This is a genomic window from Pandoraea pnomenusa, assembly GCF_040391475.1.
GTDB lineage: Bacteria > Pseudomonadota > Gammaproteobacteria > Burkholderiales > Burkholderiaceae > Pandoraea > Pandoraea pnomenusa_C.
Genome location: NZ_JBEBXS010000011.1, coordinates 63,130 through 75,948 on the forward strand (window position 1 = coordinate 63,130; position 12,819 = coordinate 75,948).

A 12,819-nucleotide genomic window follows, 5' to 3' on the forward strand; every position below is an offset into this window, starting at 1 on the left:
GGATTACAGATTGCCGTCGAGGAATGCGGTCAGCTGCGACTTCGACAGGGCGCCGACCTTCTGAGCGGCGACCGCGCCGTTCTTGAACAGGATCAGCGTCGGAATGCCGCGAATACCGAACTTGGCCGGCGTCGCCTGGTTGTCGTCGACGTTCATCTTGGCGATCTGGACCTTGTCGCCGTACTCCTTGGTGACTTCTTCCAGGATGGGGGCGATCATCTTGCACGGACCGCACCATTCTGCCCAGAAGTCGAGAAGCACCGGCTTGTCGGACTTCAAAACGTCCGCTTCGAAGCTGGCGTCGGAAATGTGTTTGATTGCTTCGCTCATGAGTATTGTTGCCTCGTCTGACTATTCGGAAACGTTCGGCGAGAGCCCCTCGCTTTCGCCAACGCTGGAGATGTCACCCGAATCTTCCGGGCGTGCATTCCCCATATGGAGGCTGCAATCGCGTGCTTCAATAGCGTTCGCCAATGCAGTTTGTGCTCATCTTAGCGGAAATCGCAAACGCTTGCGCGAGGCCCGCGACGCGTCTCCGGTAGGGCTTCACGGCGATTTACCGCGTATTCGCGCGGAATTGGGCTTCTGTTGACGCGTCGACTCTGGTAGAATTCATCTCTGACGGGCCTCCTCGCATGGTGGCGCGGCCAATCTGGTCAGGTCGGGAACGAAGCAGCCACAGCCGTTTTCTACCAGTGCCGAGGGTCAGGCTCGTCACCTACCTCCTTGTATTGTCGATGTTCTTCGCGCATTCCGCGCAAATTTCCCAACGCTTGAACCCATCGCGATCGTCCCAATTCCGGATGAGCGAGGCGCTGTCGTCTGCGTGTGAGCCTATGCGGCGATGCGCGACATGAACGGCGTTTGCCCGTGTCTCGCGTGGCCCGGACGGGCTTGGTAGAATCGCGCAACATTTTTTTCTATCGCATCGATAGCCTGCGGCTTTGCAGCCGTCGGGCGGACGCCCGATCGGGCGTCGACATCGGTGCGGATGCCCAACGCCGAACTGTTACAATTTGGCATGACCTATCAAGTACTCGCGCGCAAATGGCGCCCCAAAGGCTTCTCGACCCTGGTGGGCCAGGAGCATGTCGTGCGTGCGTTGACGCACGCGCTCGAGCAACAGCGTCTGCATCACGCCTATTTGTTTACCGGCACGCGCGGCGTCGGCAAGACGACACTCTCGCGCATTCTGGCCAAGGCGCTCAATTGCGAGACGGGGATCACGGCCGAGCCGTGCGGGGTATGCAAGGCCTGCCGCGCCATCGATGAAGGTCGATTCGTCGACTATGTCGAAATGGACGCGGCCTCCAATCGTGGCGTCGACGAAATGACGTCGCTGCTCGAAAAGGCGGTCTATGCGCCGGCGGACGCACGCTTCAAGGTCTACATGATCGACGAAGTGCACATGCTCACGGGCCATGCGTTCAACGCGATGCTCAAGACGCTCGAAGAGCCGCCTGCCCACGTCAAATTCATTCTGGCGACGACCGATCCGCAAAAGATTCCGGTCACCGTGCTCTCGCGCTGCCTGCAATTCAATCTGAAGCAGATGCCGGCCGGGCACATCGTGTCGCACCTCACGAACATTTTGGGCGAAGAGGGTATCGAGAACGAGCCGCAGGCGTTGCGTCTGCTCGCCAAGGCGGCGGGCGGCAGCATGCGCGATGCGCTGTCGCTGACCGATCAGGCGATCGCGTACGCAGCCGGTCCGCTCACCGAGACGGCCGTGCGCGGCATGCTCGGCGCCATCGACCAGAGCGTGCTGGTGCGTCTGCTCGACGCGCTCAAGGACGAGTCGCGTACCGACTTGCTGGCGGTGGCCGACGAAATGGCCGAGCGCAGCTTTTCGTTCGCCGCGGGTCTCCAGGACCTGGGCAGCCTGTTGCACAAGATCGCACTCGCGCAATACGCGCCGCAGGCCGTCTCGGACGACTGGCCGGAAGCGGCGGACGTGCGACGGCTGGCCGAGGCGATCTCGCCCGAGGCCGTCCAGCTCTATTACCAGATTGCGACCCGTGCGCGTGGCGAACTCGGCCTCGCGCCGGATGAATACACCGGTTTCTCGATGGCGTTGCTGCGCATGGCGGCATTTACGCCGTTGCTCGCCGGCGGCACGCTCGCCGAACCGCCGACGCCGCAATCGGCCAGCGCGGGTACGCCTGCACGTGCTGCCGCATCGGCACCGGCGCGCGCCCCCATGGCCGAGGGACGTGCTTCGGCACCGGCGATGGGCGCATCAGCCGCACCAGCCGCGGCCGCGCAACCCGAGGCGCGGCGCGCACCGGCGGCGCGCGCTACGGCACCGACCGACGGCGCACCGATGTCGCCCGCGCGTGCTGCGCTCGCAGCACTCAACGCCGGACGCAAGGGGACGGCAGGTCGCACGGGCAGCGCAGGCGGTGCCGGCGCTGCCAATCGGGGCGGCCCGGCGCGCGCGTCGGACGACGCCCCGGTCGGCGCGGATCCCGAACCCGAGCCTGCCGCCTCTGCTGCCCCTGCGCCCGCGACGCGCGCTTGCGTCTACCGCGAAGCCGACGGCGTCGCCCCGATTTTCACTGGCGAGTGGCCGGCACTGGCGGCCGAGCTTCCCGCACGAGGCCTCGCGCAACAGCTTGCGTTCCAGAGCGAACTGACGGAAGTCGCTGGCCGCGCGCTGCATCTGCGCGTACCGCTGCGTCAGTTGGCCGACGCGGGCACTGCCGACAAACTGCGTCAGACCCTCAACGAGCACTTCGGCGCCGAGGTGCAGTTGCATGTTGAGCTGGGGCAGGTGGGTACGACGGCGGCCTCGCTCGCGGCGGAAGCGGCGGCGGCACGTCAGCGCGCGGCTGAACAAGCCATTGCCGACGATCCTCTCGTGCGCGAATTGATCGACGATTTCGACGCACAGATCCTGCCGGGCAGCATTCGCCCGGTACAATAACCAGGTTCGCTTGCGAGAATGGGTGTCGAACATCGAGTCCGATGCCCAAACGCGCGTATGGACCCTTTTGCCAATGCAGCGGGGTTACCGGGAGGATGTCGTCAACCGGCATCCGACACGTGCGGTAAGCACCAGCTACGATTTACACAGGAGTCACCATGTTGAAGGGAAACATCGCGGGTCTGATGAAACAGGCTCAGCAAATGCAGGAAAACATGAAGAAGGCGCAGGAGCAACTTGCGCTGATCGAAGTCGAGGGCCAGTCGGGTGCCGGTCTGGTCAAGGTAGTGATGACCTGCAAGTACGACGTGCGTCGCCTGACGATCGATCCGAGCCTGCTTGCTGACGACAAGGACATGCTGGAAGACCTGGTGGCTGCCGCCTTCAACGACGCCGTGCGCAAGGCCGAAGCGACCGCCGCCGAGAAGATGGGCGGGCTGACCGCCGGCCTGCCGCTGCCCCCGGGCTTCAAGATGCCGTTCTGAGCATCGCCTGACAGCATCCAGAGAAAGACGACGCATGCCCCAGCTCTCGAGCCTGCAGGAACTCGTCGACGCCCTGCGCGCGTTGCCGGGTGTCGGTCCGAAGTCCGCGCACCGCATTGCTTACCACCTGCTGCAGCGCGACCGTAAAGGCGCGGTGCGGCTGGGCGAGGCGCTGGTGCATGCCTCCGAGCAGATTCGCCACTGTGCGCGCTGCAATACGTTTACCGAAGTCGAGATCTGCGAGACGTGCCTCGATCCCGAGCGCGACACGAGCCTGTTGTGCGTGGTGGAAACGCCCGCCGACCAGAACATGCTCGAGCAGACGATGACCTTCAAGGGTTTGTACTTCGTGCTGATGGGCCATCTCTCGCCGCTCGACGGCGTGGGCCCCGGCGAGATTCATTTCGAACAGTTGATCCGCCGCGCCACCGACGGCGTGGTCAAGGAAGTGGTGCTCGCCACCAATTTCACCAACGAAGGCGAAGCCACCGCGCATTACATCGGCCAGACGCTCAAAGCTCGCGGATTGCGGGTGAGCCGGCTGGCTCGGGGCGTGCCGGTCGGGGGCGAGCTGGAGTATGTGGACGCCGGCACCATCGCCCGCGCCGTACTCGATCGGCATACGCTCTGAGCATGACGCACGCGTGACGCCATGCGGCTTTGCGCGTAGGTACTGCTCCTCTCATCCAATCGGATTAGCTGTTATTCGCTATATCTGCGCCTATCCCCGTCTTCTAGACTGAACCTGCCGACTTGGGGACCCAACAACACGGGGAACACCATAACTCCTGAGCGGCATGGGGCCGTATACCTGTCGCGCTCACGGGCTAAATGCCTGATAAAGGCGCGCGGGCACTGCTTAGGCAGGGAGTTAAGGTATGGCTAACGATACCGGGCGCACCCTGATTTACGCTTCCCGAAAGCATAACGACGGACTGTTGTCGTTCCTCGGGGAGCAAGGCTGGCAGGTGATGCCGGCCAAGAGCGCCAGCGACGTCGGTCGCGTTCTGAATCCGGGGGTTACCAGCGCAGCACTCATTGACCTCGCAAGCGGTTATAGCGACCGTGAGCTTGGCGCATTCGAGTCCTGCATGCAGCCGGCGACCGTCGGCTGGGTTGCCGCAACGAATCCCGACCAACTGACGACCACCTCGGTTCGCCGGTTGATTCGCGATTACTGCTTCGATTACGTCAACGTGCCCTGCACGAACGATCAGCTCGCGCATACGATCGGTCACGCCTGGGGCATGGCGTCGCTTTCCGAGGTGCCGATCATCACGCCGCAAGTTGGCGGCGATCAGGAAATGGTCGGCACATGCGAGGCGATGCAGTTGCTCTTCCGCACGATCCGCAAGGTCGCCAATACCGACGCCCCGGTGTTCATCTCGGGCGAATCCGGCACCGGGAAGGAACTCAGTGCCGTGGCGATTCACGAGCGTTCGTTGCGGGCGAAGGGGCCTTTCGTGGCGATCAACTGCGGGGCAATTCCCCCGCATCTGATGCAGTCCGAACTATTCGGCTACGAGCGCGGCGCCTTTACGGGCGCCAACGCGCGCAAGGTGGGCCGTGTCGAGTCGGCCAATGGCGGCACGTTGTTCCTCGACGAAATCGGCGATCTTCCCATCGAAAGCCAGGCGAGCCTGCTGCGCTTTCTGCAGCAGGGCGCGATCGAGCGACTGGGCGGCCACGAAGTGATTCCGGTCAACGTGCGCATCATTTCCGCCACGCACGTCGATCTGGAGACTGCCGTCAAGGAAGGTCGCTTCCGCATGGACCTGTTCCATCGCCTGTGCGTGCTGCGAGTCGATGAGCCGCCGCTGCGTGCACGCGGCCAGGACATCGAGATTCTTGCGCATCACGTGCTGCAACGCTTCAAGGGCGATAACCATCGCAAGATCCGCGGCTTTACGCAGTGCGCGGTACAGGCGATGTATGAGTATCACTGGCCGGGCAACGTTCGCGAGTTGATCAACCGCGTGCGCCGCGCCATCGTCATGGCCGACAGCCGCATGATTTCGGCCAAGGATCTCGACCTGCTGCCGTGGGTGCCGACGCTGGTGCGCACGCTGGAGGAAATTCGCGCGGAGGCCGAACGAACGGCCATCGAGCAAGCATTGCTGCGCCACTGTCATCGCCTGACGGATGTGGCTGCAGAGCTGGGCATTTCGCGCATTACCCTGTATCGGCTCATGTGCCGGTATGGATTGCGTGGTGACGAATCGGGCGTGCCGGCCTGATATCTTCTGGCGAAGAGAGAGCGGCCGCCCTGCGACAAGCAGGGTGGTCGTTTCTTTTTGGGGTCCTGAACTTTGTGCTCGATGACCTCGCACCCGGTCGAATCTCTCGCCGCATCCCTGCACGGATTTCCTTCGTGCTCGTCGTTTGCGATTTCTGTCATCGCCAATAACGACGGGCGATTCCGGGCATTTTCCTCGTTCGACTGCAGCGTGCGCGTCATACGCATTGCGTTCCCTCGTCATTCGAGAAAGCGCGGCGCACGATGCCACGCGTGCCTGCCCGCGATGCCTCGTGTCGTGCGTTTCAAACGCATCGGGAGCGCGTTCGGTGCGATCACGACGCCGCATCCGGCCGACACATCAAAGATGAAACATCCCGGGCGCCGGACGCCATCGTGCATCGCGCGTGCCTGCGTGACATCGCCGTGTCGTTCCGCGCCGACCTACCGAATCTGCCGCAAATCTGTCACGCGAAACCCTTGTAAACCGGGCGTGTGCGCGAGGCATCGCTGGTCGCGTCGATATCGTTCGCCGTTCGGAATGCTTGCGGTCGGCGTCGATGAAATGACACCCGGGGTGGTTTTCGCCCCACGTATCAATGCTGAAACGTTTTCGCACACATGCCCGACCGTGCCTGCGGGCGGAAAAATTTAATGCCAATGTTTTCAATGGTTTAGCGAGGGTGGCACGGAAGTCGCTTTATTGGTCCGGGCAAGGAGGACAAAGCGATGCGAATTCTCACCACCGAAATGCAGTACCGCGTACGGCAAAGTGCAGGCGCCCTGAGCGCCGCGGTTGCCGTGATGCTCGGTCTGTGTGCCGCACAGGTACAGGCGCAGGAAGTCACGCGCTCGCCGCTCGTTCAGGTTGCGATGCTCACCGGCTCGATGGTGCCGGCCACGTTCGCACCCTCGGCACTGCCGGGCGCAACGATCTCCGATGCCGATGTGGCCATTCCGGCACCGGTCGCCGTTCAGGTGCCGGAAGACGTTGCGCCGGCCGCCGCCGCGAGCAACGACGACACCAACACTGACAGTAAGGATCGTGGCGTTTCGGGCATGCCGATGGCAGCCGCGCGCGTCGACGACGAACAACTCGGGAGCCAGCGTGGCCGCAACATGGGCGGCGCGATGGTCAAGTCACCTGGCATGGCGCTCGCCAATGGCGTGACGTTGTGGGACGAGCTGCCCGGTGGTGTTGCGCCGACGCCGCGTCCGCAGCAGCTGTCGAATGGCGTGAATAACGTCCAGGTGACGCGTGTGACTTACACCACGCGGTGAACGACATGACCCAGACTCATTTCCTCCCCGTAGCGCTCGCCGGCCGCGCCGTCGCCATGATGGCCGTGGCCCTGGCTCCGGTGCTGCTCGCGGGACAGGCGATCGCCGAACCGGCCAACCCGGGCGACATCGTGGTGGAACGCAACATCGGCCCTGAAATCGCGTACCGCGGACTGCCGCGTGTCGAGAACCCGATCGGGATCGCAGTACCGGCTTTCCCGACCGGACCGTTCAATACCGCGATGGGTGCCGTGAAGCAGGTCACGGACAGCGACCTGATGGGACGTGGCAACGCCGGTCTCGTTACGGGCGCCGTGCAGTCCGGCATCAACCCGGTGATGGGCGTGCTCGTGGGCAGTGCCCGCGGCGGCAACGGCCTGAATACCTCCAACGGCGTCGGTGGTGGGTTCGGCGCCGGTTCGAGCGGTGGCATCGGTGGTGTTGGCAGCATCGGCACGCTCGTGCCGTCGGTGATCAGCTCGGCGCTCTCGCCGCTGTCGAACCTTGGTGCTGCGGGAGCCGCGAGATGAACGGACTTCATGAAATGCGCGGCACGCGGCGCGTCGTTTGTCTGACGGTAGCTGGTGCGTTGGCAACGTTCGCAGGCTTCGCTTCGGCACAGGACGTCTGGATCGTGAACGGCGAACTCGCCGGCACGCACGCCACCATCGAGAACGGTGTGGCCGTGGGCGTGACGGGGGCGCTGGGTGTGAACCAGGCGGCGGGCACGAACAACGCCCAGGCCAACAGCGCAGTGATCGCCAACGGCGGCAGCGTGACGGCGGGCGCCACGAGTACGAATCAGCAGGCACTCGTGACATCCACGACCGGCGCGGCTAGCGCCGCGATTCAAGGCAACGCATTTTCGGGCACCTCGGGGCTGACGCAAGTCAACCAGACGAGTGGTGCCGGCAATCTTCAACGCAACGCGACCGTCATTGTGACCGGCGATGCGTCTGGAGTGGCGAGCGTATCGGATACGGCACTATCCGCTGCGATCTCCAAGGGTGGCCCGGCTGGGCGCGACAACCTCAACGATCAATTCCGCACGGCGTCGATTTCCGGTGACGCCTTCCGCGGAGCGAGCGGTGTGGTGCAAGTGAACCAGTCGGCTGGGATAGGCAATGTAACCGCAAATGTTTTTGTGCTCCGTCCCCCGGCGGGCACATCTTTTTAACTGGGTAACTCTCTCGTCAAGGAGATGGTCATGAAAACGAAAGCAATTGCAGCGGCTGCACTGCTGGTAGCAACGGGTTCCGCCATGGCGTCGCCCAATCACCAGCAATATAGCTTCTCGTTCGTCGGCAACGAGACCAACGTTCTGAACCTGGTCGGCATTTTCGGTCTGGTCGGCATTCGCGGCTGCGTCACGGTGGATAACACCGGCAACGCGGTCGTGCAAAGCAATCAGAGCGTCGACGTACATCACGCAAATCTGAAGGGCCCGCTGCTTGGCAACTATGTCACGGGCCATGTGACCTACGGTGTGGATTCGCGCACCACGACGGTCCAGGATCAGGGCGGCGCTTACCTGATCGGCAGCTCGACGACCACGCACTACGACAATTCGACGTCGTGGGTCAATGCGTCGGCCAATGGTCACCTCAACACGAACCAGTCCTTCCAGGCGGGCGCGGGTTATGTGGCCGGACAGTCGAGCTCGGGTTCGGGCGGCTTCGTCGCCGGCGGCGGGTATCAATACGCCAACATCGCTGGCGGGGGAGGCATCATCGGTGGCGGCATCATCCCGCTGCCCCCGCTCGGTGGTGCGATCTTCGGCGGCTATCTGGTGGGTAACTTCGGTGCCGGTGAAGGGTCTGCATGGGGCGGCTACGCCTATGGCCAGCAGTCGCAACAGGCTGCAGGCTTCCTGGCAGGCGGCTTCCTGAACACGCAGAAGAGCTTCGATGCAGCGTTCCACGCAGTGCTGAACCAGGGCAATGCCTCGATCGAAAGCGACTCGATTGCCGCGGGTGCTCTGTGGGGCTTCTCGAACACCTACATGATGGCGACGACGTGGACGAAGGGTGCGATCACGTATCACTTCAACACCGCGCAGTACCAGACGATGGGTGCAACGCTCGGTGGCGGCGCTCTGGCTAACGCCAACGGCAACATCGGCGTGAACGTGGCCGCAGGTGCCGACAACGCGCAGGCCAACAACGTCGCGATCGCTTCGCTCAACGCCCAGCCGGTGTATGCCTCGGCCCAGGTGTTCGCGAACCAGTCGTCGAAGGGCTCGGCCAGCATCTCGCAGTTCTATGTCAACTCCAGCGTGGGTGATGGTGCCCTTGCCGGTGCGACCGGGAACGTGGGTGTGAACGTGGCATCGGGTGTCGGCAACGTGCAGCAAAACGGTCTGGCAGCGGCTGTCTCGCAAGGCGGAGTCGGCAACTACAAGGGCGGTGCTGCGAACGCAACGGCACAAACCGACCAGACGGCTGGTATGAAGGCCTCGGGCGACTTCATCGCCAACGCTTCGCTGGGCAACGGCGCACTCGCCTGGGCCAGCGGCAACGTCGGTGTGAACGTGGCTTCGGGTATCGGCAACGTGCAGGCCAACAGCCTCGCGATCTCTGCCATCAAGTGATGTACCTGACCGGTCCGGGTTTCCCGGACCGGTTTTTTCATGAGGTGTGTCATGAAATATGGGCGTCGTGCCGCAGTGAGGATCGCTACTGTTTGCGCTCTGGCGTGCGCAAGCGTGGCCGGGCACGCGCAGTATGCATCGGTGAACCTGGAATCTGCGACCGGAGTACCGGCGGTCAAGAAGATGCGCTCGTTCAAGTCGATGCACTACGTGAATCTGGTCCAGCAGGAATACGACTTCAGCTGTGGATCTGCAGCACTGGCAACGTTGCTGCGTTATGGCTACGGGATCGACATTCCCGAGCCGGAATTGATCCAGAAAATGATGGCGTTCTCCAACCCGGAAACCGTCATCAAAAATGGCTTCTCGATGCTCGACATGAAGAAATTCGTGGAGACACTGGGACTCGAGGGCCGCGGATTCAAAGTTGACGTGAACGCGCTTTACGACCTGAAGATCCCGGTCATCGCGCTCATCGACGTCAACGGCTATCAGCACTTTGTGGTCATCAAGGCAGCGAAGGACGGACGCGTGTTCGTGTCGGATCCGGCGCTGGGCAATCGCATCATCGAGCAGGCCGATTTTGCCAAGCAGTGGAACGGCTTGGTGTTGGCGGTCATCGGCAAGCCGTTTCTGGAGGATTCACCGCTGCTCAAAGGAAACGAATCCCTGGCGGTCAAGCTGCGCGACAGCGCCTTGGCGACCGGGACGTCACCGACCCCGATGGTGGACTTCGGCCTCATCCGGGCGGACCTGTTTTGAGACCAGATCATCATGAACCGATACGTCCCGATGCTGGCTATCCCGTTGCTTGCGAGTGCCGTGCCGGCGTTCGCATCCAGCGTGGTGCCGGAGAGCTGGCAGCCTGTGAGCGATGAAGTGCTCTCACACGCGACCGGCAAGTACGCACAGCAGAACATGATCACGGGCTTCCAGCTCGTCATGCAGTCGCAATGGCAGATGCCCACCGGTGCGAGCCTGATGGCCACCGGCGTGCTCGGCGTGAATCAGAATTCGAGCGGAACCGGCTACCAGATACAGACCGGTGCCGCGACCGGCATCATCCCCGGCATTGTCAACGCCACCACGCCTGTGACGCAGGTGGTGACCGGCGGCGCGAGTGTGCTCGTCAACGGCGTCGCGCAAGTTACGCAAGTTGCGGGAGATGCAAACAATGCCTTGAATAAGGCCATCATTCAGTACGCTCCCGGCGTGTCGATTGCTTCGCTGATACCGGTCAGCGGGCAGGGCGCGAATAGTTCGCAAACCACGTTGGGCAATCTGAACGCGAGCGTGGCGATTTCGACGGCGGGCATGCAGATCACGCTCAACACGCCGAACGGGAATCTGGCGCAGAGCATCGCAGGCGGTGCCGGAACGGCCATGAATCAGATCATGCAGGTCGTGCAGGTCGCGGGTAACGCGCAGCAGGTCATGAATACGCTGCAACTCAACCTGCAGTCGAATCCGATCACGGCGGCCGCGTTGCGTCAGGCGGGCGTGCAGGGCGCGCTGGCGAACATGGTGGCGATTCGCCGCTGATCCGATGGGCGTGAGCCTCTCGAGTTTCGTGTTTCGCGTTTCATTGGTTAGTGAACGTCAGGTGAAGAGCAAGTGAAGTGACGGCGCCGTGCCGCAATGCAACTTCGGGGCGGCGCCGGCAGCAGTGTCCGGTGGGGGCGTCGAACGTATTGAATCAAGCCGCCGCCGGGCGCCATGAAAACTAGAAGTGGGGCGCCGCCGCAGAGCCTCTGCGGCGTACAAGAAGGTGATGTCGGCAGAGCCCGGGCAGCAGGCGCCGATGGTCATGGCAACGGGTTTCGCACGCATCACTCCGCAGTCGAGTACCAAGGACAACCGTCGTCGGAAGTACGTGTTGGTTGGATTGCGCGCGGACACCTGTCCGCCTTTTTACCCGGGGGGGAACCATGAACACTCACCGCTTTTTTCCCGTTGCCGCTATTCCGTTGGGGGTACTGCTTTTCACGCTATCGGCCCAGGCTCAGGAGCATACGAACCCATCGCCGGATGACCGTCTCCAGATGTTGATGGATATGGTCGACCGGCAGCAGCGGGAAATTTCTTCTCTCAAGCAGCGCCTTACCGACATCGAAATGGCGCAACGCGGACGCGGTCTCACCGCGTGGGACACCGCGCAGATTGCGCAGGTGTCGCCCGGCGACGGTTCGGCGGCAGGGTCCGCCGGCACGCCGGGAGGCGGCTCTGCCGGCGCCGCCGGTCCGACCTCCGCCACGCCGATCGGCGAGACGCAGCAGATGCAAAAGAGCGAGAGCGACTCGCAGCGCACGCCGGCCGAAGAGGCCGTCGTGCAGGCGCAGCACGCGCCGCTGTTCGATCGCAAGCTCACCATCGATGCCGGTATCAGCTACAGCTATTACGACCGGCGTCAGCTTGTGTTGAGCGGCTTTCTCGCACTCGACGCCATCTTCCTCGGTCAATTGAACCTCGGTCAGACCAAGGCCAACGTGTGGACGTTCGACGTCAACACGCGCTACGGCATCAACGATCGATTGAGCGTGGCGTTCGACGTGCCGTATCTCTACCGCAACTCGGACTTCATCTCCGGTGGGGTGGGCGGCGCCGCATCGTCGATCAGCGACATCAGCAAGAATTCGGCGAACATCGGCGACGTGAATGCGTCGTTGTATTACCAGATCGTCAAGGAGAACGCGAACTGGCCGGACATCGTAGCGTCATTGCGCGTGACGGCGCCGACCGGTACCTCGCCGTTCGGTATCAAGCTTGGCACGCCCGACCCGACCAACAACAACCTGACGACGCCGTCGCGACTGCCCACGGGTAACGGAATCTGGGCGATCACGGCGGGCATGTCGTTCCTGCGCACCTACGACCCGATCGTGCTGTTCGCCAACGTCGCTTATACGTATAACGTGGCGCGCACGTTCGACGACATCTCGACGATCGAGGGCACCACGCAGCCGGCGAAGGTCAAGCTGGGCGATATCGTGCAGGTTGGCGCGGGGATGGCGCTGGCGCTCAACGACAAGACGGCACTGTCGATCTCATACTCGACGGCAATTTCGCGTGCGACCAAGACCGCCACGCCGGGCGGTCCGTGGACCACGGTGGCAGGCAGTACGACGAACGCGGCATCGCTCAACTTCGGTATCAACTACGCCATCAACAGACACTGGACGGTCAACGGTTACGTGAATGCCGGCATGTCGCCGGATGCGCCGAACTATGTGATCGGCGTGCGCTTCCCGTACACGTTCTGATCGTGTGATGGCGTGTGAGCTGGAAAGCGATGTTTGAAGTG

General features: G+C 62.9%; 12 protein-coding genes and 1 other RNA gene. 12 read left to right on the forward strand and 1 reads right to left on the reverse strand.

All coding sequences use genetic code 11. The features are described from left to right. Positions 1–3 precede the first annotated feature (3 nt). On the reverse strand, positions 4–330 hold the full coding sequence (gene trxA, locus ABWO90_RS13570) for a thioredoxin TrxA (RefSeq protein WP_353191760.1): 327 nt from the start codon (positions 328–330) through the stop codon (positions 4–6). 290 nt (positions 331–620) lie between these two features. Between trxA and ffs the strand changes: the two genes are divergently transcribed. From ffs to ABWO90_RS13630, 12 genes are all read left to right on the forward strand, one after another. Next, positions 621–719: signal recognition particle sRNA small type (gene ffs / locus ABWO90_RS13575), an RNA gene on the forward strand. Between the two features lie 302 nt (positions 720–1,021). Then, positions 1,022–2,926 carry a DNA polymerase III subunit gamma/tau gene (gene dnaX, locus ABWO90_RS13580; protein ID WP_353191761.1) on the forward strand — a complete coding sequence of 635 codons (1,905 nt, stop codon included), beginning with the start codon at positions 1,022–1,024 and terminating at the stop codon, positions 2,924–2,926. Positions 2,927–3,084: 158 nt separating this feature from the next. Continuing rightward, entirely contained in the window at positions 3,085–3,411 is a 327-nt protein-coding gene (locus ABWO90_RS13585; RefSeq protein ID WP_353191762.1) for a YbaB/EbfC family nucleoid-associated protein, read from the forward strand. 34 nt (positions 3,412–3,445) lie between these two features. Then, the gene (gene recR, locus ABWO90_RS13590) at positions 3,446–4,042 is read left to right on the forward strand and encodes a recombination mediator RecR (protein WP_353191763.1); all 597 of its coding nucleotides are present in this window, start codon (positions 3,446–3,448) and stop codon (positions 4,040–4,042) included. Positions 4,043–4,289: 247 nt separating this feature from the next. Then, positions 4,290–5,648, forward strand: a complete 1,359-nt coding sequence (locus tag ABWO90_RS13595) for a sigma-54 dependent transcriptional regulator (RefSeq protein ID WP_353191764.1) — start codon at positions 4,290–4,292, stop codon at positions 5,646–5,648. 728 nt (positions 5,649–6,376) lie between these two features. Continuing rightward, positions 6,377–6,928 carry a hypothetical protein gene (locus tag ABWO90_RS13600; protein ID WP_353191765.1) on the forward strand — a complete coding sequence of 184 codons (552 nt, stop codon included), beginning with the start codon at positions 6,377–6,379 and terminating at the stop codon, positions 6,926–6,928. A 5-nt stretch (positions 6,929–6,933) separates the two neighbouring features. Continuing rightward, the gene (locus ABWO90_RS13605) at positions 6,934–7,458 is read left to right on the forward strand and encodes a FapA family amyloid fibril periplasmic chaperone (protein WP_353191766.1); all 525 of its coding nucleotides are present in this window, start codon (positions 6,934–6,936) and stop codon (positions 7,456–7,458) included. Further along, positions 7,455–8,105 carry a FapB/FapC family functional amyloid domain-containing protein gene (locus ABWO90_RS13610; RefSeq protein WP_353191767.1) on the forward strand — a complete coding sequence of 217 codons (651 nt, stop codon included), beginning with the start codon at positions 7,455–7,457 and terminating at the stop codon, positions 8,103–8,105. Before ABWO90_RS13605 ends, ABWO90_RS13610 begins: the two co-directional genes overlap by 4 nt. A gap of 30 nt (positions 8,106–8,135) precedes the next feature. Next, a complete protein-coding gene (locus ABWO90_RS13615) occupies positions 8,136–9,518 on the forward strand; it encodes a FapB/FapC family functional amyloid domain-containing protein (RefSeq protein ID WP_353191768.1) in 1,383 nt (460 codons plus the stop codon). A 51-nt stretch (positions 9,519–9,569) separates the two neighbouring features. Further along, the gene (locus tag ABWO90_RS13620) at positions 9,570–10,280 is read left to right on the forward strand and encodes a C39 family peptidase (protein ID WP_353191769.1); all 711 of its coding nucleotides are present in this window, start codon (positions 9,570–9,572) and stop codon (positions 10,278–10,280) included. A gap of 12 nt (positions 10,281–10,292) precedes the next feature. Next, a complete protein-coding gene (locus ABWO90_RS13625; RefSeq protein ID WP_353191770.1) occupies positions 10,293–11,060 on the forward strand; it encodes a hypothetical protein in 768 nt (255 codons plus the stop codon). Positions 11,061–11,446: 386 nt separating this feature from the next. Next, on the forward strand, positions 11,447–12,778 hold the full coding sequence (locus tag ABWO90_RS13630) for a hypothetical protein (RefSeq protein WP_353191771.1): 1,332 nt from the start codon (positions 11,447–11,449) through the stop codon (positions 12,776–12,778). Positions 12,779–12,819: the final 41 nt, after the last annotated feature.